The following is a 22367-nucleotide window of genomic DNA, read 5'->3' as shown; positions in this document are numbered from 1 at the left end:
CCTGACTCGCATCAAAAAAATACCGCGCACTCCCGAAGAAGCGCGCGGTATCGGCTTAACGTAAAGTTTTTTAAGTTAAGGCAGGCGCGTCAACTCGCCCGCAATCCCCTGGGTAGCCTGCTGCCACCCCTGAGCCAGGCTTTTCACCATGGCGTCATAACCGTCTTCCTGCTGCTTCAATTCAACAAAGAACGGCCGTTTAATCATCCGGCCCTGATGGTTAAGAAGCCATTCACCGCTGACGATCGTATGCCCGTCATAGCGACCGTGGAAACCGGTGACGTTAACGCTCAGAACATCCTGTTCGCTGCCCAGCGGCTGGGAGGAGACCACCCAGCCCGGAAGCTGGGCGCTCAGGTTCGCCACCAGCGTATTGCGTAACTGCTGGTCAAGAGGACTGGCCCACAGATTGCTGTTGGCGATGGTGTACTGCACATCCGTGGTTTGATAGGCCAACCCGTTACCGGCCAGGTAGTCCGGAATAGCGACCTGCTCTACCCACAGCTGGCGCTGACTGCTCTGCGCCATACTCTGAGTTACCGGCTGCACGGCAACCGGGAGTTGGTAGTATGTCTTATCATCGCCGCTGCTGCTGCAGGCGCTCAGCGCCGCAGCCACTATCAGCGCAAGCCACTTTTTCATTCTTTAGCCCTCTTCGGCTGGGGATCTTTTTTCTGTTTCGCCTCAAACACCAGCGCATTGCTCTTGTCGTTGAGCGTACGCAGCACTGGCTGCAGTTCGCGCAGAACCTGATCCAGGCGCTGCATATCACCCACCATCTTGTTATAGGCGGCGGAGCCCGGCTGGAAGCCCTTCATGCTGCGGTTCAGCTCCTGCAACGTTTTCTGCATATCCTGCGGCAGCTGCTGCATCGACTGGCTACCCATGATCTGGTTCAGGCTGTCAACCGTCTTCTGCAAGCGCTGCATGGTGCGCTGGCTTTCAGACAGCGTATTGGTCGCCTGTTCAATCATCGGGTTGAGCGGCAGATTGTTGATCTTATCCAGCACATCCATCAGTCGCTGCTGGATCTGCGCCAGACCACCGCTGACCGTCGGAATGATCGGGTATCCCGAGAAACTGCGCATCCCTTTCACCGGTTCTTCTTTCGGATAGAAGTCCAGATCGATGTACAGCTGTCCGGTCACCAGGTTCCCGGTCTTCAGCGAGGCGCGCAGGCCGCGCTTAAGCAGCTCTTCCAGGTGCGCCTGCACGTCCGGATTCTCGCCCAGCTGGCTCTCAACCCGCTCCGGTTCAATACGGATCAGCACCGGAATGCGATAATCGGTATTCAGCTTCTGCTGAAGCCCCGGCACCGAGAAAGGCACTTCGGAAACCGTCCCCAGACGGATGCCGCGGAATTCCACTGGCGCACCGGGTTGCAAGCCGCGGATAGAGTCCTGGAAGAACATCAGGAAATCCACATGCTGGGTATAGAGTGAATCCTGAATGCTCTTACGATCGTCAAATAACGTGAATTCAGCCTGATTCGCCACTGGCTCGCCCTGCGGCCAGCCCTCCGGCACGTCGAAGCTGACGCCGCCGCTAAACAGCGTAGTAAGCGAACCCATCTCCACCCGCATGCCGGAAGAGGACATATCCACCGCAATACCGCTGTCCTTCCAGAAACGTACGTTGGCGGTAACCAGACGGTCATAAGGCGCCTTCACAAACAGCTGGTAGTGAATGCTACGGGTCTTGGGATCGAACTCGCTGGTTTCGACGTTACCCACCGGATAGCCGCGGAACAGCACCGGATCCCCGGCATTCAACTGACCGGCGCGGCTGCTTTCCAGCACCACCCGAATCCCTTTGGCATCGGGCGGCGCCAGCGGCGGGGAGTCCAGCAGTTCGTACTGCTCCGGCGCTTCACCTTTGCTGCCGGGCTGCAATTCAATGTAGGCGCCGGAAAGCAGCGTCCCCAGCCCGGTTACTCCTTCACGGCCAATCTGGGGTTTAACCACCCAGAAGACGGAATCTTTGTGCAGCAGCTTGTCCATACCGGCATTGAGACGCGCTTTAATCTCCACGTGGTGCAGATCGTCACTCAATACCGCGCTTTCCACCACGCCGACATCAACGCTGCGGCTTTTGATCGCGGTCTTTCCCCCTTCGATCCCTTCCGCAGAAGTGGTGATCAAAGTCACTTCCGGCCCCAGATGGCTGTAGTGATAAAACAGTATCCAGGCACCAATCAGCGCCGTCACAATGGGGAAGATCCACACCGGCGACCAGCGTCTTACTTTGCGCACCTGGGCTTCTCCGTTATTATTTTCCATGCTCAGTTAACTCCTCATGAGCCGGCTCCGGCGTGCGATCCCACGACAATCGCGGGTCAAAACTCATCGCCGCCACCATGGTTATGATAACCACTAACGCAAACATTAAGGCCCCCATAGCAGGATAAATACTCATCAGGGCCCCCATACGCACCAACGCCGACAAAACGGCGATAACAAAAACGTCGATCATCGACCAGCGGCCGACGAACTCCACCACCTCATAAATTTTATGCATCCGTTCGCTGTCGCCCCGGCCGTGGCCGTTGGCGTCCCAGCACAGCCAGCCGATAGCCAGCATTTTCAGAGTCGGAACCATAATACTGGCGATAAAAATCACCATGGCCACCGGGTAAGATCCCTCATTCCACAGCAGGATCACACCGGCGATAATGGTCGACGGCATCTTATCGCCCAATAGATCGGTGACCATAATGGGTAGAATATTGGCGGGTAGATAGAGAATGATCGACGTAAACAGCAGCGCCAGCGTCCATTGCAGGCTGTTACGTCGCCGGGCGTATCCCTTAGAATGGCAGCGCGGGCAAACCAGCTGATCCACAGGCAAAATGGCGGTGCAGCAGGCGCAGGAGCGCAGCCCCTGGCGCAGCCCGGTAGTCCCCACCTTTAGTGGCCGGCGGACCTCAGGCATCGGTTCGATATCATCCCACAGCCAGCGCCGATCCACACACTGAAAGGTCCGTAACTGCAGAACGCAGAACAGGCACCAGGGAACAAAGCTGGCCCCCACCCCAATGTCGCCATAAGCAATCAGCTTAACGAAGCTGACCAGAACCCCGGCAAGGAAGATTTCCGCCATGCCCCAGCCCTTAACCAGAAACAGCATCCGCGCCAGAAAACGCGCCAGGCGAAGATCCATACGGACGTGGTTAATCAGCAGCAGCACGCTGACCAGGCAAAAGGCTGGCACCAGTTGGACAAAGAGAATAAAGAAGAATCCCAGGCTGGCGTAATCCTGAGAAAACATCACCTCCGGGATCTCTATCAGCGCGATTTCGCTACTGACCCCCTTCACGTTCATACTGATGAAGGGGAACAGATTGGCCAGCAGCAGCATAAACAGCGCGGCCAGCGCCCAAGCAGTAGGTCGCTGGCGCGGCGAACTCCAGCGAGTCGTTAATGTGGTATGGCAGCGCGGACAGCAGGCTTTCTCTCCGGTTGCCAGCCGGGGTAAGGCCACCAGTAGATCGCACTGCGGGCACAGAATGTGCTGCCCGTCCTGGTGTTGCTGGCACATGGCCCTCTCTCCCTTATCCGCCGTTTTTCAATGATTCCAAATGTTCCCAGCGTTCAAAGGCGGTTTCAAGCGCCTGCTCTGCTTCCGCCAGTGCCGACAGCACATTTTGCGTAGTTTCATGGGGCTGATTAAAGAAGTCGGGATCGCTGACCTGACTCTGTAGCGTTTCCAGCTCCGCCTCAAGCCGTTCGAGTTTTTCCGGCAGTTGTTCCAGCTCACGCTGCAAATTATAGCTAAGCTTGCCGCCGCTGTTAGCCACCCGCCGCTCCGGCTGCGCTTTTTCCGACTCCTGGGCTTTGGCCTCGGTTTTCTGTGCCATGGACTGACGCAGCGGTTGGACCTGCGCCTGCTGGCTGCGGGCGTCGTGATAGCCGCCAACGTACTGGCCAATTCGCCCTTCACCTTCGAAGATCCAGCACTCGGTCACGGTGTTATCAACAAACTGACGATCGTGGCTGACCAGCAGTACGGTGCCGGTGTAGCTGTCGATCAGCTCCTCCAGCAGCTCCAGGGTTTCTACGTCGAGATCGTTAGTCGGTTCGTCAAGAATCAGCAGGTTGCTGGGTTTCAGGAACAGGCGCGCCAACAGCAGACGATTGCGTTCGCCGCCGGAAAGCGCCCGCACCGGCGTCATGGCGCGCTTGGGCGGGAACAGAAACTCCTGCAGATAGCCCAGCACATGGCGCGGCTTACCGTTAACCATGACCTCCTGTTTACCTTCCGCCAGGTTATCCATCACCGTCCGATCCGGATCGAGCGCCGCTCGATGCTGATCGAAATAGGCGACTTCCAGTTTGGTGCCGATGTGAACCCGTCCACTGTCAGCCTTAAGATCGCCCAGCATCAGTTTCAGTAGCGTCGTTTTACCGCAGCCGTTAGGACCCACCAGCGCTATCTTATCGCCACGCTGTACCTGGGTGGTAAATCCCTTCACCAACGGGCGTCCGTCGATGGCGTAGTTAACGTCCTCCAGTTCAAAGACTATCTTGCCGGAACGGACCGCCTCTTCCACCTGCATCTTCGCGCTACCCATCACTTCCCGGCGTTCGCCGCGTTCGCGACGCATCGCTTTCAGAGCACGCACCCGCCCCTCATTCCGGGTACGGCGCGCCTTAATGCCCTGACGGATCCAGACCTCTTCCTGGGCAAGTTTGCGATCGAACTCGGCGTTCTGCTGCTCTTCCACCCGCAGCGCCTCCTCTTTCGCCAGCAGATACTTATCGTAATCGCCAGGGTAAGAGACCGGCTGGCCGCGATCGAGATCGACAATGCGGGTCGCCATATTGCGGATAAACGAACGATCGTGGGAAATAAACACGATCGTGCCGGGGAAGGACTTCAGGAAGCCTTCCAGCCAGTCGATGGCTTCAATATCCAGGTGGTTCGTCGGCTCGTCGAGCAGCAGTACCCGGGGGGAGCTGACCAGCGCCCGGCCCAGGGCTGCCTTACGCAGCCAGCCGCCGGAAAGCGAAGAGAGCGGCGTATCAGCCTCCAGCCCCAGCTGAGCCAGCACTTCGCTAATGCGGTTTTCCAACTGCCACAGTCCGTGGTGCTCCAGGATCTCCTGGATACGCGCCATCTGGTTCAGGTTCTTGTCGCTGGGATCCTGCATCACCTTCTGGGAAATATCGTGGTAGGCCTTAAGATGTTCGGCCTGCTCTTCGATCCCTTCGGCCACAAAATCATAAACGCTGCCGACGATATCGCGCGGCGGATCCTGTTGCAGACGCGCCACCACCAGATCCTGCTCGTAAATGATCCGCCCATCGTCGAGCGGGATCTCCTGATTTAGCACCTTCAGCAGGGTCGATTTACCGGCCCCGTTGCGCCCCACCAGACAGACCCGTTCGTTATCTTCGATATGGAGCTCTGCGTTATCCAGAAGCGGTGCATCGCTGAACGATAGCCAGGCACCGTGCATACTAATTAATGACATAGACTCAATCCTTTACCGCATGGCGGATCAGCCAGCAGTTATGTATCTGACGATTGCGGGCGAAGTCCTGTGACAGCGTATCGCGGGTGATCTCCCGGGCGCTGAGTCCCAGAGCCGTCAACCCATCGAGATCCATGCTGAAACCACGCTTGTTATTCGAAAACATAATAGTGCCGTCTGGTCTCAGCAGGCGCTTCAGGTCCCGCATCAGTGAAATATGGTCGCGCTGAACGTCAAAGGCATCCGCCATGCGCTTGGAGTTAGAAAAGGTCGGCGGATCGATAAAGATAAGATCGAACTGCTCATCCGCATGGCGCAGCCAGTCCAGGCAGTCTGCCTGCATCAAACGATGGGCGCGTCCAGTCAGGCCATTCAGCCGAAGATTGCGCTCCGCCCACTCCAGATAGGTGCGTGACATATCCACGCTGGTGGTGGAACGGGCGCCCCCCAGTCCGGCATGCACGCTGGCGCTGCCGGTATAGCAGAAGAGGTTCAGGAAATCTTTGCCCCGGCTCATCTCGCCAAGCGTGCGACGGGCAATGCGATGGTCCAGGAACAGACCGGTATCCAGATAGTCGGTCAGGTTAACCCACAGCCGGGCATTGTACTCCCGCACCTCCATAAAATCGCCCTTTCCGGCCAGTTTCTGGTACTGGTTCTTCCCCTTCTGACGCTCGCGGGTTTTCAGCACCAGTTGGCCCGGCGCCAGCTGTAGCACCTCCATGGTGGCGCTGATGGCATCGAACAGGCGCTGACGCGCCTTTGCCAGATCGATATTTTTCGGCGGCGCATACTCCTGGATGACCACGTGGTCGGCATAGCGATCGACCGCCAGATTATATTCCGGCAGATCGGCGTCGTAGAGCCGGTAGCATTCAATGCCCTGCTGCTTCGCCCACTTCTCCAGTTTCTTGATATTCTTGCGCAGGCGGTTGGCGTAATCCGGCGCGATCGCCTGTGGCTCTGTCCCAGGTGCCGTTTCAGCCAGCCGATAGTTCTTCTGGACGCACTCCAGCGGGCCATTCTTTGCGTGGAACTGACGATCGGCCCGCAGTTGCAGGCAGTTCAGCAGATCTGGCGAAGCGCTGAACAGCGACAGCTGCCAGCCGCCAAAGCGGGCCTTCATCAGGCGTCCTAACTGACTGTGCAACGCAATCAGCGCAGGCTCGCTATCCAGACGTTCCCCGTAAGGCGGGTTGCTGATTACCGTGCCGCACGGCCCGTCCGGTAACGGATTGGCCAACTGCGCCACGTCACGCACATCAAGCTGAATAAGCGAAGCGAACCCGGCGCGCCGTACTGCAGAGCGTGCCATCTCCACCACCCGACTATCGCGGTCGGAACCAAATAACCGGGCCTCATAGCCATTCAGGCCGCGCTGGGCCCGTACCTGAGCCTCGGCCACCACCGATTTCCACAGTTCCTCGTCGTGACCACACCAGCCCTGAAATCCCCAGTGCTGACGACGTAGTCCCGGCGCCCGATCGGTGGCGATCATCGCCGCCTCAATCAACAGCGTGCCGGTACCGCACATCGGGTCGAGCAGCGGCGTACCCGGCTGCCAACCCGAACGCAGCACGATGGCCGCCGCCAGGTTCTCTTTAATCGGCGCCTGACCGGTACGATCGCGATAGCCGCGCTGATGCAAACCTTCGCCGCTCAGATCCAGGGAAATACTGGCCGTATCGCGCGAAAGCCGTACCTGAACCCGAAAGTCCGGCGCCTCGCGATCCACGGTCGGACGCGGCAGATTCTTGCGGGTAAAGGCGTCGACGATGGCGTCTTTCACTTTCATCGCGCCGTACTGGCTGTTACGAATGCTGTCGTTCAGGCCGCTAAAGTGCACCGCAAAGGTACTGCCCGGCGCCAGCAACACCGTCCAGTCGATAGACTGGGCCCCCAGGTAGAGATCGAGATCGCTGTAAACGCCACATTCTCCTAACGGCAGCAGAATGCGCGATGCCAGACGGCTCCACAGCAGGCTCTGGTACATCAGGCGGCTGTCACCCTGATAATGTACCCCGCCCTGGACCACCCGGCACTCCCGGGCGCCCAGTGCTTCCAGTTCGCTTTTTAACAGCTCTTCGAGCCCACGCGCCGTACTGGCAAACAGAGAATTCATATCGTCACTTATCTTCATAGAAAATTGCCGCGCATTATAGCTAATCTGAGACACATGTCATAAAGTTGCCTGCTAAGTTATTCCCTGGTTCCCGGAGGCATCGTGCTTACTCTCTCTCGTCTGGCCATTCACCCGGTAAAATCGATGCGCGGGTTGCAGTTGTCTCATACCCATGCCGGGCCCGGAGGTCCGGCTTTTGACCGAATTTTTATGCTGACGGAGCCGGATGGTACCTTTATTACCGCACGCCAGTTACCCCAGTTGGTGCTGTTTACCCCGACTCTGCTGCCAGACGGGCTGTGGCTGAGCGGACCTGATGGCAGCAGTTGCCAGGCGCGTTTTGATGACTTCCTCTCTCAACCTTCCCCTACCGAAGTCTGGGGTAATCACTTCACTGCCCTTATCGCTCCAGAACCGGTCAACCGCTGGCTGAGCGGCCTTCTCCAGCGGGAAGTACAATTACGCTGGATTGGCCCCCAGCCCGACCGCCGTGTGAAGCGCCACCCGGATGTACCGTTGGCCTTCGCCGATGGCTACCCTTATCTACTGACCAGCGAAGGCTCGCTTGACGATCTTCGCCGTCGCTGCCCGGCTGGCGTTGAAATGAATCAGTTCCGCCCGAATCTGGTGGTGCGCGGCGCCGCCCCCTGGCAGGAAGATAGCTGGCGCCTGCTGCGTATTGGGACTCTTCGCTTCCAGGTCACCAAACCCTGTAGCCGCTGTATCTTTACCACCGTCAGTCCCACACAGGGCGTACGCCACCCCGGCGGCGAGCCGCTCAACACGCTTAAAGGCTTTCGCACGGCAGACAATGGGGATGTCGACTTCGGGCTTAACCTGATTGCCCTGGATAGCGGCATTATTCGTATCGGCGACGAAGTGGAGATACTGGAAACCGGACCAGCCCGACGCTACGGCGCAGGCGACACGCCGCAAACCAGTCAGGCCCCCTCTGCTACGCCTGCGGAAATAGCCCTGGAATGGAATGGCCGCCAGCTGCGCGGCAACAACCAGCAACCGCTACTGGATCAGCTGGAAAATCAGGGAATTCGGGTGCCCTGGTCCTGTCGGGCGGGAGTATGCGGTAGCTGCCGGATCCGCCTGCTGGAAGGCGATGTCAGGCCGCTGAACGGAAAAGCGGTCGCCGATGACGGCACCATTCTGTGTTGCAGCTGTATTCCTCAGAGCTCACTGAGGCTAAGCGACGGTTAAACCGCCGCCCGGGACAGCGGTATCTCCTGCGGCAGCAGGGGGCGCAGCCGATCGTTCATTATCTTGATGGCATCGCCTAACTGCATCGTGCGCCCGGCCAGGCTAAGCCCCGGCTGGGCCAGCAGACAAAGCGACGCGCTGCTGCCAGCCTCCACCACCAGCAAATTCACCTGGCGGTTATCTTCGCTTACCCAAACGCTGGCGACATCCGCCGCCGCGGGCTGCCATACCTCATGATGAGTCACAAAATGCCAGCTTTTCGGCATCTGTGGTTTCAGGAAGCGAATCGCCACCAGGGCGTTCAGCACCAGCTCCGCACGCTGCTCCCGGGAAATCGCCAGCTCGCGGCAGCGCTCCTCAAACGAGAACCACAGCGCGGCATCGTCGACGCAAAAACCCGGCGCATCGAAAGCATCCGGCGTTAACATCCTACGGGAATAACGCGAACGAAAGACCATGCCATTGGCCAGGTCGAGCATCATCCGATCGTGCTCTTCGTCGAAATACCAACGCCAGTTGTCGTCCGGTTTAATCCGCATAATTTTTAACCCTGTTCTATCCAACCAACTAATAGCTATTATTGATGTCGCGTTTCGATTTATTGTTGATCTAAGCAAAGACCAGAATGACTAAATAAGCAACAACTGACAGGAATATAAAACAGCCAGGGCTAAAAATAAAGCCCTGGCGTTATCATGAGGTGTGAAAAGGTTAGATATGAGTAACAATTTGTTTAATTAACGGCGGCCCCTGGAAAATAAAACCGGAATAAACCTGGATAAGGGTGGCGCCAGCGGCCAGCTTCTCGCGTGCAGCCATCACACTGTCGATACCGCCGACGCCAACGATCGGTAAACGATCATTTAATTCGGCAGCCAGCAACCGAATAATTTCGGTGCTTTTTAACTGCAGAGGACGGCCACTTAAACCACCACTCTCTTCGCAATATTTCATTCCAGAAACCAGGCTACGATCTAATGTGGTATTGGTAGCAATAACCCCATCGATATTATGGCGCAGAAGACTATCGGCTACCTGGATCAATTCTTCATGAGAAAGATCCGGGGCGATCTTTACTGCCACTGGAACATATTTATGGTGCTGCTCTGCAAGCTGCTGCTGTTTATTTTTAATCGCAGCCAGTAGATCGTCCAGAGCATCACCGTACTGAAGGGTACGCAGCCCTGGAGTATTCGGCGAAGAGATATTGATCGCGATATAACCGGCGTAGGGATAGACTTTTTCCATACAAATCAGATAGTCATCCTTACCCTGCTCTACCGGCGTATCTTTATTTTTGCCGATATTAATACCCAGAACGCCATCGTAGTGGGCGCGTTTTACGTTCTCTACCAGATGATCGACGCCATGGTTATTAAAGCCCATGCGGTTGATCAATCCCTCTGCTGCCACCAGGCGAAACAGACGCGGTTTGTCATTTCCCGGCTGTGGACGCGGCGTCACGGTGCCGATCTCGATCGATCCAAATCCCATTGCCCCCAGGGCATCGATGCACTCGCCGTTTTTGTCCAGTCCGGCGGCCAGGCCCAGCGGGTTTTTAAAGGTCAGCCCCATGCAGGAGACCGGTTTCGCCGGTACCTTCTGGCGCACCAGACACTCCAGCGGAGTTCCCGTCACACGACGCAGCTGTTGAAAAGTCAATTCATGGGCACGCTCAGGGTCGAGCTGAAATAACGCTTTACGAACGAAGGGGTAGTACATGAATTCTCCAGGATTCCCGTCAGGCAGACCGGGGCCGTATTATTATGCATCCGCGCCCGAATGTGAATTGACCTGCGGCAAAAAAGCCGCGCCCTCCTGATCCTGTTATGCATAAACCGGCAAACGAGCTGCAAAAAAAGCATTTAATCCCGACGCCAGGCTCTGAGAATATCATTTCGTAATCAATTATCGAACAAACCAAACGAATGGTTATAAGGAGAGCGCATGCGAGTGATAACCCTGGCCGGCAGTCCCCGTTACCCTTCCCGCTCCGGCGCCATGCTGGAGTACGCCCGGGAGACGCTTAACGCGGCGGACATCGAGGTATGCCACTGGCATCTGCACAATTTTGCACCAGAAGATCTGCTATATGCCCGCTTCGACAGCCCGGCGCTACAGACCTTTGTTCAGCAACTCCGGGAAGCAGATGGTCTGATCGTGGCGACGCCGGTCTATAAAGCCTCGTTTTCCGGGGCGCTGAAAACGTTGCTCGACCTGCTGCCCGAGCGATCGCTGGAGCATAAGGTGGTGCTTCCGGTCGCCAGCGGCGGCACCCTGGCGCATATGCTGGCGCTGGACTATGCCCTGAAGCCAGTGCTGAACGCCCTGAAGGCTCAGGAGATTCTGCACGGCGTCTTCGCTCAGGACGAGCAGATAAGCGACTATCAACATCGGGCTATCTTCGAGCCATTGCTGCGTCAGCGACTGGATGATGCGCTGGAGACTTTCCGCCAGCGGGTCAGCCAGCCACGCCAGGAGGTGGCGCATGCATAAGCTGTTGCGCAGGGCTGTCCCCCTGCTGCTGATGCTGGGCTTGACGAGCACCGCTGTTGTCGCATCGGATGCACCCACTCAGCTACGGATTGGCTATCAAAAAGGCGCCGTCGGTATGGCGCTGGCAAAGAGCCATCACCTGCTGGAACAACGTTACCCTGACACCCAAATCCGCTGGGTGGAGTTTCCCGCCGGTCCTCAGCTACTGGAGGCGTTAAATGTCGGCAGCATTGATCTGGGCGGCACCGGCGATATCCCACCGATCTTCGCCCAGGCGGCCGGGGCCGATCTGCTCTATGTGGGGGCCGAACCCGCGAAGCCGCGCGCCGAAGTGATTCTGGTCGCCGAAAACAGCCCGATCAAAAAGGTCGCCGACCTTAAGGGACGGCGTGTGGCGCTACAGAAAGGCTCCAGTTCCCATAACCTGGTACTGCGCGCCCTGCAGAAAGCCGGGCTGAGTTTTTCTGATATTCAGCCAGTCTGGCTGACCCCCGCCGACGCCCGGGCAGCTTTTCAACAGGGTAATGTCGATGCCTGGGCCATCTGGGATCCTTACTATTCAGCGGCCACGCTACATGGAGGCGTTCGGGTACTCACCGACGGCGAAGGACTGGATCTGACCGGCTCCTTCTATCTGGCCACCCGGTCATGGACCAACGCCAATGGCCCCTTCCTGCGTCAGGTGCTCGATACCTTTAGCCAGGCGGATGACCTGGTCCGCAGCCAGCGCCAGCAGAGCATCGAACTGCTCTCCTCCACCATCGGACTGCCGCAGACGGTGATCGCCCGCTATCTCGAAAATCGTCCGGTCATGACTATCCGCGCCGTTGACGCCGCGACCGCCGCCCGTCAGCAAAAGACCGCGGACCTGTTTTACGCCAATCGCCTGATCCCGAAACCGGTCGATATTCGCGATCGGATCTGGCTTCCTGCCGCACCACAAGGAGACAAATAATGAGTCTGAATATGTTCTGGTTTCTGCCCACTCACGGCGATGGTCGCTACCTCGGCAGCGATGAAGGCGCCAGACCGGTAGACCACGGCTATCTGCAACAGGTAGCCCAGGCCGCCGAGCGTCAGGGATTTAGCGGCGTACTGATCCCCACCGGGCGCTCCTGCGAAGATGCCTGGCTGGTGGCCGCCTCGCTGGTTCCGGTCACCCGTCATCTGAAATTTCTGGTGGCGCTGCGCCCCGGCGTGGTTTCCCCGACGGTGGCGGCGCGTCAGGCAGCTACCCTGGACCGGCTTTCCGGCGGTCGGACGCTGTTTAATCTGGTCACCGGTGGCGACCCCGAAGAGCTGGCAGGAGACGGCGTCTGGCTGGATCATGCCGCCCGCTATGAAGCCGCCGATGAGTTTACCCATATCTGGCGTCGGGTACTGGAAGGCGAAAGCGTCGATTACGACGGACATCATTTGCAGGTTAAAGGCGCCCGCCTGCTGTTTCCCCCGCTTCAGCAACCGCGCCCGCCGCTCTGGTTCGGCGGCTCTTCGGCTCCGGCACAGGCGCTGGCGGCGGAACAGGTCGACTGCTATCTCACCTGGGGCGAACCGCCTGGGCAGGTGCGGGAAAAAATAGCGCAGGTTCGGGAACAGGCTGCCGCCCACGGTCGCCAGGTGCGTTTCGGCATCCGTCTGCATGTGATTGTGCGTGAAACCAATGACGAAGCCTGGCAGGCGGCGGATCGCCTGATCTCCCGGCTGGATGACGATACCATCGCCCGGGCCCAGGCCGCCTTTGCCCGCAGCGACTCCGTTGGGCAGCAGCGAATGGCGGCGCTGCACGGCGGGCAGCGCGACCGGCTGGAAATATCCCCTAACCTGTGGGCCGGAGTCGGTCTGGTGCGCGGCGGTGCCGGTACAGCCCTGGTGGGAGACGGTCCCACCGTGGCAGCGCGTATTCGGGAGTATGCCGACCTTGGCATCGATAGTTTTATTCTCTCCGGTTACCCCCATCTGGAAGAAGCATACCGCGCCGGCGAGCTGCTGTTCCCGCACCTGGACATCGCCCGCCCTCAGGCCTGTGAGGCGCCGCAGATTCAGCCATTCGGCGAAACCGTCGCTAACGATTTTGTCCCGGCCAGGGCGTCCGAAAGCTAAGGAGACATGCTGATGGAGAAAAAATCCCTGTTCAACGGGCTACTGCCCTGGGTACTACCACTGGCGCTACTGCTCGCCTGGCAGATAGCCTCCGCCAGCGGCTGGCTCAGCAACCGCGTTTTCCCTTCGCCGGAAGGGGTAGTCAGCGCCTTCTGGCAGCTGTGCGTCAGCGGCGAGCTCTGGAACAGCCTGGCGATCAGCTGCTGGCGGGCGCTGTTCGGTTTCGCGATCGGCGGCGGGTTGGGCCTGGTACTGGGTCTGATAAGCGGCCTGTCCCGTACCGGCGAACGTCTGCTGGACAGCTCCATTCAGATGCTGCGCAACGTGCCGCATCTGGCCCTGATTCCGCTGGTGATCCTGTGGTTCGGCATCGACGAAACCGCCAAGATCTTCCTGGTAGCGCTGGGCACCATGTTCCCCATCTATATCAATACCTGGCACGGCATCCGCAATATCGATCGCGGTCTGCTGGAGATGGCGCGCAGCTACGGCCTTTCCGGTTTTAGCCTGTTCAGTCAGGTGATTCTGCCGGGCGCCCTGCCCTCGATAATGGTGGGCGTGCGCTTTGCGCTGGGGCTGATGTGGCTAACGCTGATTGTGGCGGAAACCATCTCCGCCAGCGCCGGTATCGGTTATCTCGCCATGAACGCCCGGGAGTTTCTGCAAACCGATGTGGTAGTCGTCGCCATCATACTCTATGCGCTGCTTGGCAAGCTGGCGGATATCAGCGCCCGACTGCTGGAGCGCGTCTGGCTGCGCTGGAATCCGGCGTATATTAATAAACAGGAGGCACCATGAATACCGCTCGCCTGAATCAGGGCCTGCCGCTGCTGCTGAACGGCGTTGGCAAACGCTATGCCGATAATCAGGTACTTAACGATCTGGATCTGCACATTCCCGCCGGTCAGTTCGTGGCCGTGGTGGGCCGCAGCGGCGGCGGCAAGAGTACCCTGCTGCGTCTGCTGGCCGGTCTGGAATCCGCCAGCGCCGGTGAACTGCTGGCGGGCAACGGCCCGCTCAGCGCGGCGCGGGAAGAGACGCGCCTGATGTTTCAGGATGCCAGACTGCTGCCCTGGAAGTCGGTCATCGATAACGTCGGTCTGGGGCTAAAAGGAGACTGGCGACCGGCAGCGCGGGAGGCGCTGGCGGCGGTAGGGCTGGAGAGCCGTGCTGCGGAGTGGCCCGCCGCGCTCTCCGGTGGTCAGAAACAGCGGGTGGCGCTGGCCAGGGCGCTCATTCATCGCCCGGCACTACTGTTGCTGGACGAACCGCTGGGGGCGCTGGATGCCCTCACCCGTATCGAAATGCAGGAGCTTATCGAAACACTGTGGCTGGAGAACGGCTTTACCGTACTGCTGGTGACCCACGACGTCAGCGAAGCGGTGGCCATGGCCGACAGAGTGCTGCTGATAGAACAGGGTAGAATCGGAATGGATCTGACCGTCGACGTCGCGCGCCCGCGCCGCCACGGTTCGCCACGGCTGGCGGAACTGGAAGCACAGGTACTGGATCGGGTGATGGCCAGGGGGCAGGAGGAGGAGGAAAAACCGACCCGACGCCGCGCCAGTCAGTAAAAGAGGGGAGCCACACGGCTCCCCTTCTTTATGGCTATCAGGCCAGCGCCTTGTCGATCTTCTCACTGAGATCCCGGGACAGATTTTCCAGCCCCTGTAGCTGTTCCAGCGCGCTGCGCATCAACCCCTGACGGCTATCGTCATAGCGTTTAAAGCGGATCAGCGGCTCGATCAGGCGTGACGCCACCTGGGGATTACGGCTGTTGAGATCGGTCAGCATCTCGACCAGGAACTGGTAACCGCTACCATCCTGGGCGTGGAACGCCGCCGGGTTGCCGCTAACGAAGGCGCCGATCAGCGAGCGAATACGGTTAGGGTTGCCCATTGAGAAGCTGCGATGGTTCAGCAGTGCACGAACCTGCTTCAGCGCCTCGTCCGCCGGACTGGTGGCCTGCAGAATAAACCACTTGTCCATCACCAGACCGTCTTTGTGCCACTTCTCGTCGTATTCCGCCAACAGGCGATCGCGGCACGGTAGCTGCGCCGCCACCGCCGCGGACAATGCCGCCAGCGAATCGGTCATATTGTCGGCATGATACTGAGCGGTCACCAGTTTTTCCGCCAGTTCAGGCTCGCCAAAGGCCAGATAGTGCAGGCAGGCGTTACGCAACGCACGCTTGCCGATATCAGCGTGATCGACGCGATACTGTTTCAGCGCCATCGCGTTGTATACCGCCAGCAGCTCGTCTGCCAGTTCATTGGCCAGCACCCGAGTCAGGGACTCGTGCACCGCGGCAATGGCGCCCGGATCGATGGTGGTGAACAACTCCGCCATCTCGTTCTGAGACGGCAGCGTCATAATCTCCGCCGCCAGCGCCGGGTCGATCTTCTCGTCCAATAGCACAGCGCGGAAGGCATCGGCGATATGCTGCGGAACGGAGAGCGGCTGACCCTGCTGATGGCGCGCCACATTGAGCTTAATCACATTGGCCAGCAGGCTCTGGGCCGCATCCCAGCGTGAAAAATCGTTGCGGGCATGGCGCATCAGGAAGGTGAGCTGACTGTCGCTCCATTTATATTCCAGCTTCACCGGGGCCGAAAATTCACGCAACAGCGACGGGACCGGCTGGAAATAGACGTTGTCGAACACGAAGGTCTGTTCCGCCTGGGTCACGTTCAGTACGTGATGCACCGGATGACCGTTGTGCTGCAGCGCAATTACCTGCCCTTCCCCATCGTACAGTTCGATATCGAACGGAATATGCAGCGGCTGTTTATCCTGCTGGTCCGCGGTGGGCGGCGTATGCTGCTTAATGGTCAGCCGGTACTCTTCAGTTTCCGGATTATAGTCGTCATGCACCGTGACCACCGGCGTACCGGACTGGCTGTACCAGCGGCGGAAATGGGAAAGGTCGATATTGGAGGCATCCTCCATCGCCTGTACGAAATCGTCGCAGGTGGCGGCGCTGCCATCATGACGTTCGAAGTAAAGCAGCATCCCCTTCTGGAAATTCGCTTCTCCCAGCAGGGTGTGCAGCATACGAATCACTTCCGCCCCTTTCTCGTACACGGTCAGGGTATAGAAGTTGTTCATCTCGACCACCTTTTCCGGGCGGATCGGATGCGCCATCGGGCTGGCGTCTTCGGCAAACTGCATGCCTCGCATGGTACGCACGTTGCTGATGCGGTTAACGGCCCGTGAACCCAGATCGGAACTGAACTCCTGATCGCGGAATACCGTCAGCCCCTCTTTCAGGCTGAGCTGGAACCAGTCGCGGCAGGTCACGCGGTTACCGGTCCAGTTATGGAAATATTCGTGACCGATCACCCGCTCGATGTTCAGGTAGTCCTTATCGGTAGCGGTTTCCGCCCGGGCCAGCACGTATTTGGAGTTAAAGACGTTCAGCCCTTTGTTCTCCATGGCGCCCATATTAAAGAAGTCCACTGCCACGATCATATAGATGTCGAGGTCATACTCCAGACCGAAGCGGGTTTCATCCCACTTCATGGAGTTTTTCAGTGAGGTCATGGCCCAGTCGGCACGATCGAGGTTGCCGCGGTCAACGTAGAGTTCCAGCGCCACTTCGCGACCGGAACGAGTGGTGAAGCTGTCGCTCAGAACATCGAAATCACCGGCCACCAGCGCGAACAGGTAGCAAGGTTTGGGGAAGGGATCCTGCCACTGAACCCAGTGGCGGCCGCCGTCCAGCTCCCCCTGATCGACACGGTTGCCGTTGGACAGCAGGAAGGGATAGGCAGCCTTATCGGCGATAATTTTAGTGGTAAAGCGCGCCAGAACGTCCGGGCGGTCCAGATACCAGGTAATATGGCGGAAACCTTCAGCCTCGCACTGAGTACAGAGCGCCTCGCCGGACTGATAAAGTCCTTCCAGCGCGGTATTGGATGCCGGGCTAATCTCATTGATTATCGTCAGCGTAAAGCGGTCCGGCAGATTGTTGATGACCAGCGCCCCCGACTCCAGCGCATAATCCTGCCAGGCTTTACCATCCACCTGTAGTTCAATCAGGGTCAGATCTTCACCATCCAGACGCAACGGCGAGCGATGGCTGCCCTGACGCTGAACCTGACTTACGGCGGTAACCCGGGTTTTTTCGGTATCCAGAACGAAGGTCAGATCGATATCTGTAATCGAAAATTCCGGCGCCTGGTAATCATGGCGATATTTGGCTTGTAGCTGTTGAGTCATAAAAAACCTTTTGCATCGTCCGTAAGTTATCCTGCCTCAGTCTATTCCTGTTGCGCGGATGTTGCCATGGTGAATCGCTCAGTTGCGCATCGCTCGACCCCGGTTTAATCATTTACGTAACACGCGGCACAAATTGCCCTCGACCCGATGCGGTGGTTGTGTTGTGATTCTGGTTCAATAAAACGATAATCAGGGTATACTCCTGCGTCTTTATCTGATCAAAGCCATAGATGGAAACGCTTCCTGTGAGAGGATGCCGCTACGCGCCATGACACGATACGCTTCCCCGATATTGCAAACGCTGCTGGATACCGATGCCTACAAGCTTCATATGCAGCAGGCAGTCTTTCACCACTACTATGATGTCGATGTCGCTGCGGAGTTTCGCTGCCGGGGTGACGATTTGCTGGGCATCTACGCTGATGCCATTCGCGAGCAGGTCGACGCCATGCAGCACCTCGCACTGACGGATGACGAGTTCAACTGGCTTTCCGGTCTGCCCTTCTTTAAGGACGACTATCTGGCGTGGCTGCGCGATTTTCGCTATGACCCGAGACAGGTAGAGATCCACAACCAGAATGGCAAGCTGGATATTCGCCTTCAGGGCCCCTGGCGTGAAGTCATCATGTGGGAAGTGCCGCTGCTGGCGGTGATAAGCGAAGTGGTGCACCGCTACCGCTCGCCGGAGATCACCGTTTCCATGGCGCTTGACCACCTGGAAAATAAACTGCGCGACTTCTCGCAACTGACCGAATCCCTGGATATGAACCAGTTCCGGCTGATGGACTTCGGCACTCGTCGCCGCTTTTCCCGTGAGGTGCAGCAGGCCATCGTCGAACGGTTGCAGCAGGAGCCGTGGTTTATCGGCACCAGCAACTACGATCTGGCTCGCCGCCTGCAGCTAACGCCGATGGGCACTCAGGCCCATGAGTGGTTCCAGGCGCACCAGCAGATAAGCCCCGACCTGGCGAACAGCCAGCGCGCAGCGCTACAGGCCTGGCTGGACGAATATCCTGACCGTCTGGGGATTGCCCTGACCGACTGTATCACCATGGATGCCTTCCTGCGCGATTTCGGCCATGAGTTCGCCACCCAGTACCAGGGGCTGCGTCACGACTCCGGCGATCCAGTCCAGTGGGGCGAAAAAGCGATTGCCCACTACGAAAAACTGGGCATCGACCCGATGAGCAAAACGCTGATCTTCTCCGATAATCTCGACCTTGAGAAAGCCGTCGGGCTGTATCGCCATTTTGCTTCCCGGGTTCAACTGGGCTTCGGTATCGGCACTCGCCTGACCTGCGATATTCCTGGCGTCAAACCGCTGAATATCGTGATTAAGCTGGTGGAGTGTAACGGTAAGCCGGTCGCTAAACTTTCCGACAGCCCCGGAAAAACCATCTGCGAAGATAAAGCATTTGTACGCGCGTTGCGCAAAGCCTTCGACCTTCCGCGGGTGCGTAAAGCCAGCTAAAGCTGTAACGCAGGGGCTCCCGCCCCTGCTTCCTCTCGATTTTATCGCCCCCACAGCGATTTCTGCTTGTCTGGCAATCTCCAACAGGTAACATAGATGGCCCCCTGTAGCTGGGGCGAAAACCCATTGTTATTGACCACCAAATTAGAGAGAAAACTATGAGCGTTGTGCCTGTAGCCGACGTACTCCAGGGCCGCGTCGCCGTTGACAGTGAAGTCACCGTGCGCGGATGGGTACGGACACGTCGAGATTCAAAAGCTGGTATCTCCTTCCTCGCCGTTTATGACGGTTCCTGCTTTGATCCTGTACAGGCCGTCATAAATCATTCTCTGCCGAATTACGAAAGTGAAGTGCTGCGCCTGACCACTGGCTGTTCCGTGATTGTAACCGGTACCGTGGTGGCTTCTCCGGGCCAGGGCCAGAGCTTCGAGCTGCAGGCAAACCACGTAGAAGTTGTCGGTTGGGTGGAAGATCCCGACAGCTATCCCATGGCTGCCAAGCGCCACAGCATTGAATATCTCCGTGAAGTGGCGCATCTGCGCCCGCGCACCAACCTGATTGGCGCCGTAGCCCGCGTGCGCCACACTCTGGCCCAGGCGCTGCATCGCTTTTTTGACGAGCAGGGCTTCTTTTGGGTTTCCACCCCGCTTATCACCGCTTCCGATACCGAAGGCGCTGGTGAAATGTTCCGCGTTTCAACGCTGGATATGGAAAACCTGCCGCGTAACGACCAGGGGAAAGTCGACTACGACCAGGATTTCTTTGGCAAAGAGGCCTTCCTGACGGTGTCTGGCCAGTTGAACGGCGAAACCTACGCCTGCGCGCTGTCGAAAATCTATACCTTTGGCCCCACGTTCCGCGCCGAAAACTCCAACACCAGCCGCCACCTGGCCGAGTTCTGGATGCTGGAGCCGGAAGTCGCTTTCGCCAGCCTGGACGATGCGGCTGCGCTGGCAGAAGCCATGCTGAAGTACGTCTTTAACGCCGTGCTGAAAGAACGCCGCGACGATATGGAGTTCTTCGCTCAGCGCGTGGACAAAGAAGCGATCGAACGTCTGGAGCGTTTTGTCGCTGCCGACTTCGCCCAGGTGGACTACACCGACGCCGTCGCGATTCTGGAAAAATGCGGCGAGAAGTTCGAAAACCCGGTTTACTGGGGGGTGGATCTGGCTTCTGAGCATGAACGCTATCTGGCCGAAAAGCACTTTAAGGCACCGGTAGTGGTGAAGAACTACCCGAAAGATATTAAGGCGTTCTACATGCGCATGAATGACGACGGTAAAACCGTGGCCGCAATGGACGTACTGGCGCCGGGCATTGGGGAAATCATCGGCGGCTCTCAGCGTGAAGAGCGTCTTGATGTGCTGGACGCCCGTATGGCGGAAATGGACCTCAATAAAGAGGACTACTGGTGGTATCGCGACCTGCGCCGTTACGGCACCGTGCCGCACTCCGGCTTCGGCCTGGGCTTTGAGCGTCTGATCGCCTATGTAACCGGCGTTCAGAACGTACGCGACGTGATCCCCTTCCCCCGTACGCCACGCAACGCAAACTTCTGATTATCCCCTCAGAGGCGATTTCAGGCCGGCTTATGCCGGCCTTTTTATTGACCAACGCTTTTCTGCACCACTAACCAACCGGTCTAATTGCGCACAACATCCCTCAACTTTCAAGTCAACAAAATGCTTTCATGCGTTACTAAATGTTTCACCTGTCATAAACATATTATCCACATACACTCAATAAATGCGCCATTAAAGGCAACAATTGAGTAGCACACATAGCTTAAAACGCAACAGAAAGGTTAGATTAAGAAATTACTCAGACTGACAAAGTCATATCTGACAGATAACTCTCAAAGCTGACACGGAAAACAAAAAAATAAATAAAATTCAATCACATAAAAGATAAAAGCGGGCTGTATACCATTGTTATATCAGAAATTTGAAACGCTTCACAAAGTTCCCAAAAATACATATTTTGTTACACACAGTATCTAATTGATACCCTTTATTGATATTAGTAGCATATTCAAACTAGCGAAACGGTACCCCTGATGGAAATATGCCTTCCAGACACAGAAAGACACCAAATCTCTCAGCAGTAGTTCTGTAAGGAATTATTGACGGCAGTGGCAGGTGTCCATAAAAACACCAATGAGGGTAATAAATAATGATGAAGCGCAATCTCCTGGCAGTGGTTATCCCTGCCCTGCTGGCAGCTGGTGCGGCTAACGCAGCAGAAATCTATAATAAAGACGGCAACAAGCTGGATCTGTACGGTAAAGTCGCCGCCGAGCATAGCTGGACCAACAATTCCAGCAATGACAGCAAAGACGGCACCTATGCTCAGTTGGGTTTTAAAGGGGAAACGCAGATCAACGATATGCTGACCGGTTACGGTCAGTGGGAATACCGTATGTACGCCAACGAGCCGGAAGGCGAGCAGACCAACAAAACGCGTCTGGCCTATGCCGGTCTGCGGGTCGGCGACTACGGCTCTCTGGACTATGGTCGTAACTACGGTATCGTCTATGACGTAGAAGCCTGGACCGATATGTCTCCGTCCTTCTCTGGCGAAACCTGGGCAGGCAGCACCGACACCTACATGACCAACCGTACCGTTGGCGTACTGACCTACCGTAACAACAACTTCTTTGGTCTGGTTGACGGCCTGCACTTCGGTATTCAGTACCAGGGCAAAAACGAGCACGATAACATCAAAAACCAGAACGGTGACGGCTTCGGCTTCTCCCTGGGCTATGACTACGAAGGTTTCGGTATTATCGGCGCCTACAGCAAATCTGATCGCTCTACCAGACAGTCTGCCGACGGCCTGGGCGACAACGCAGAATCCTGGGCGACCGGCCTGAAGTATGACGCCAACAATATCTACCTGGCGGCCATCTATTCCGAAACCCGTAACATGAACTACCTGTCTGAAGGCGCCAATAGCACCTTCATCAACAAAACCCAGAACTACGAGCTGATCGCTCAGTACCAGTTCGACTTCGGTCTGCGTCCGTCCGTCTCTTACGTGAAGAGCAAAGGTAAGGATCTGCCGGTTGGTGCCAACGGCTACAGCGATGCCGATCTGGCTGAATACGTGACCGTAGGCGCTTCCTACTACTTCAACAAGAACTTCAGCGTATACGGTGACTACCGTATCAACCTGCTGGATGACAACGACTTCACCCGTACGTACGGCAGCTTTGTCGGTACCGACAATCAGTACATGATGGGCGTTGCTTACCAGTTCTGATAACGGATCGA

17 protein-coding genes are annotated in these 22367 nt (G+C 57.5%); 9 read left to right on the top strand and 8 right to left on the bottom strand.

Annotation, left to right across the window (positions count from 1 at the left end; genetic code table 11):
• Positions 1-75: 75 nt before the first annotated feature.
• The 5 genes from pqiC to rlmKL are packed head-to-tail and all read right to left on the bottom strand — an operon-like array spanning position 76 to position 7595.
• Positions 76-642, bottom strand: coding sequence for a membrane integrity-associated transporter subunit PqiC (pqiC, locus tag SCU88_RS08920; protein WP_175339784.1), 567 nt, complete (start codon positions 640-642; stop codon positions 76-78).
• A complete protein-coding gene (gene pqiB / locus SCU88_RS08915; RefSeq protein WP_175339783.1) occupies positions 639-2279 on the bottom strand; it encodes an intermembrane transport protein PqiB in 1641 nt (546 codons plus the stop codon). Before pqiB ends, pqiC begins: the two co-directional genes overlap by 4 nt.
• Complete coding sequence (pqiA, locus tag SCU88_RS08910; protein WP_175339782.1) at positions 2269-3537, bottom strand: membrane integrity-associated transporter subunit PqiA; 1269 nt, start codon at positions 3535-3537, stop codon at positions 2269-2271. Before pqiA ends, pqiB begins: the two co-directional genes overlap by 11 nt.
• 13 nt (positions 3538-3550) lie before the next feature.
• A complete protein-coding gene (locus SCU88_RS08905; RefSeq protein WP_175339781.1) occupies positions 3551-5473 on the bottom strand; it encodes an ABC transporter ATP-binding protein in 1923 nt (640 codons plus the stop codon).
• Between the two features lie 4 nt (positions 5474-5477).
• Positions 5478-7595 (bottom strand): bifunctional 23S rRNA (guanine(2069)-N(7))-methyltransferase RlmK/23S rRNA (guanine(2445)-N(2))-methyltransferase RlmL, encoded by a 2118-nt coding sequence (gene rlmKL, locus SCU88_RS08900; RefSeq protein WP_175339972.1) that lies wholly within the window; start codon positions 7593-7595, stop codon positions 5478-5480.
• A gap of 102 nt (positions 7596-7697) precedes the next feature.
• Here rlmKL and SCU88_RS08895 point away from each other — a divergent pair, with 102 nt between their 5' ends.
• On the top strand, positions 7698-8807 hold the full coding sequence (locus SCU88_RS08895) for an MOSC N-terminal beta barrel domain-containing protein (protein WP_175339780.1): 1110 nt from the start codon (positions 7698-7700) through the stop codon (positions 8805-8807).
• Here the strand turns inward: SCU88_RS08895 and SCU88_RS08890 are convergent.
• Positions 8804-9346, bottom strand: a complete 543-nt coding sequence (locus SCU88_RS08890; protein WP_138096691.1) for a cell division protein ZapC — start codon at positions 9344-9346, stop codon at positions 8804-8806. The genes SCU88_RS08895 and SCU88_RS08890 overlap by 4 nt on opposite strands.
• A 172-nt stretch (positions 9347-9518) precedes the next feature.
• Positions 9519-10529, bottom strand: a complete 1011-nt coding sequence (gene pyrD, locus SCU88_RS08885; protein WP_175339779.1) for a quinone-dependent dihydroorotate dehydrogenase — start codon at positions 10527-10529, stop codon at positions 9519-9521.
• 225 nt (positions 10530-10754) lie between these two features.
• On the opposite strand from pyrD, the gene ssuE reads away from it, so the two are divergent.
• From ssuE to ssuB, 5 genes are read left to right on the top strand one after another with little or no spacing between them, the layout of a single operon-like run.
• Positions 10755-11303, top strand: a complete 549-nt coding sequence (gene ssuE, locus SCU88_RS08880) for an NADPH-dependent FMN reductase (RefSeq protein ID WP_175339778.1) — start codon at positions 10755-10757, stop codon at positions 11301-11303.
• Positions 11296-12258, top strand: a complete 963-nt coding sequence (locus SCU88_RS08875) for an aliphatic sulfonate ABC transporter substrate-binding protein (protein ID WP_175339777.1) — start codon at positions 11296-11298, stop codon at positions 12256-12258. The genes ssuE and SCU88_RS08875 overlap by 8 nt, the downstream gene beginning before the upstream one ends.
• Positions 12258-13403 (top strand): FMNH2-dependent alkanesulfonate monooxygenase, encoded by a 1146-nt coding sequence (gene ssuD, locus SCU88_RS08870; RefSeq protein WP_175339776.1) that lies wholly within the window; start codon positions 12258-12260, stop codon positions 13401-13403. Before SCU88_RS08875 ends, ssuD begins: the two co-directional genes overlap by 1 nt.
• A gap of 12 nt (positions 13404-13415) precedes the next feature.
• Entirely contained in the window at positions 13416-14201 is a 786-nt protein-coding gene (gene ssuC / locus SCU88_RS08865; RefSeq protein ID WP_431810115.1) for an aliphatic sulfonate ABC transporter permease SsuC, read from the top strand.
• Positions 14198-14977 (top strand): aliphatic sulfonates ABC transporter ATP-binding protein, encoded by a 780-nt coding sequence (gene ssuB, locus SCU88_RS08860; protein WP_175339774.1) that lies wholly within the window; start codon positions 14198-14200, stop codon positions 14975-14977. Before ssuC ends, ssuB begins: the two co-directional genes overlap by 4 nt.
• Before the next feature lie 37 nt (positions 14978-15014).
• Here the strand turns inward: ssuB and pepN are convergent, their stop codons facing one another.
• On the bottom strand, positions 15015-17624 hold the full coding sequence (pepN, locus tag SCU88_RS08855) for an aminopeptidase N (protein ID WP_175339773.1): 2610 nt from the start codon (positions 17622-17624) through the stop codon (positions 15015-15017).
• Positions 17625-17892: 268 nt separating this feature from the next.
• Here pepN and pncB point away from each other — a divergent pair, with 268 nt between their 5' ends.
• The 3 genes from pncB to SCU88_RS08840 all read left to right on the top strand — a co-directional run bounded on the left by pncB (position 17893) and on the right by SCU88_RS08840 (position 22356).
• Positions 17893-19095, top strand: coding sequence for a nicotinate phosphoribosyltransferase (gene pncB / locus SCU88_RS08850; RefSeq protein ID WP_175339772.1), 1203 nt, complete (start codon positions 17893-17895; stop codon positions 19093-19095).
• A gap of 158 nt (positions 19096-19253) precedes the next feature.
• Entirely contained in the window at positions 19254-20654 is a 1401-nt protein-coding gene (gene asnS, locus SCU88_RS08845) for an asparagine--tRNA ligase (protein WP_138096673.1), read from the top strand.
• A 613-nt stretch (positions 20655-21267) separates the two neighbouring features.
• Complete coding sequence (locus tag SCU88_RS08840) at positions 21268-22356, top strand: porin (RefSeq protein WP_431810114.1); 1089 nt, start codon at positions 21268-21270, stop codon at positions 22354-22356.
• The last annotated feature ends 11 nt before the right edge of the window (positions 22357-22367 follow it).

The organism is Jejuibacter sp. L23, assembly GCF_050815825.1.
GTDB lineage: Bacteria > Pseudomonadota > Gammaproteobacteria > Enterobacterales > Enterobacteriaceae > Jejubacter > Jejubacter calystegiae.
Note: the sequence above shows the minus strand (reverse complement) of the source record. Positions and strands in the feature narration are given on the sequence as shown.

Bases quoted from the DNA above. Each gene is read 5' to 3' on its own strand.
- pepN (WP_175339773.1), bottom strand. From the start codon at position 17,624: ATGACTCAACAGCTACAAGCCAAATATCGCCATGATTACCAGGCGCCG.
- pncB (WP_175339772.1), top strand. From the start codon at position 17,893: ATGACACGATACGCTTCCCCGATATTGCAAACGCTGCTGGATACCGAT.
- ssuD (WP_175339776.1), top strand. From the start codon at position 12,258: ATGAGTCTGAATATGTTCTGGTTTCTGCCCACTCACGGCGATGGTCGC.
- ssuB (WP_175339774.1), top strand. From the start codon at position 14,198: ATGAATACCGCTCGCCTGAATCAGGGCCTGCCGCTGCTGCTGAACGGC.
- ssuE (WP_175339778.1), top strand. From the start codon at position 10,755: ATGCGAGTGATAACCCTGGCCGGCAGTCCCCGTTACCCTTCCCGCTCC.
- pyrD (WP_175339779.1), bottom strand. From the start codon at position 10,529: ATGTACTACCCCTTCGTTCGTAAAGCGTTATTTCAGCTCGACCCTGAG.
- ssuC (WP_431810115.1), top strand. From the start codon at position 13,416: ATGGAGAAAAAATCCCTGTTCAACGGGCTACTGCCCTGGGTACTACCA.
- SCU88_RS08890 (WP_138096691.1), bottom strand. From the start codon at position 9,346: ATGCGGATTAAACCGGACGACAACTGGCGTTGGTATTTCGACGAAGAG.
- SCU88_RS08875 (WP_175339777.1), top strand. From the start codon at position 11,296: ATGCATAAGCTGTTGCGCAGGGCTGTCCCCCTGCTGCTGATGCTGGGC.
- pqiC (WP_175339784.1), bottom strand. From the start codon at position 642: ATGAAAAAGTGGCTTGCGCTGATAGTGGCTGCGGCGCTGAGCGCCTGC.
- rlmKL (WP_175339972.1), bottom strand. From the start codon at position 7,595: ATGAATTCTCTGTTTGCCAGTACGGCGCGTGGGCTCGAAGAGCTGTTA.
- asnS (WP_138096673.1), top strand. From the start codon at position 19,254: ATGAGCGTTGTGCCTGTAGCCGACGTACTCCAGGGCCGCGTCGCCGTT.
- SCU88_RS08840 (WP_431810114.1), top strand. From the start codon at position 21,268: ATGATGAAGCGCAATCTCCTGGCAGTGGTTATCCCTGCCCTGCTGGCA.
- pqiA (WP_175339782.1), bottom strand. From the start codon at position 3,537: ATGTGCCAGCAACACCAGGACGGGCAGCACATTCTGTGCCCGCAGTGC.
- SCU88_RS08905 (WP_175339781.1), bottom strand. From the start codon at position 5,473: ATGTCATTAATTAGTATGCACGGTGCCTGGCTATCGTTCAGCGATGCA.
- pqiB (WP_175339783.1), bottom strand. From the start codon at position 2,279: ATGGAAAATAATAACGGAGAAGCCCAGGTGCGCAAAGTAAGACGCTGG.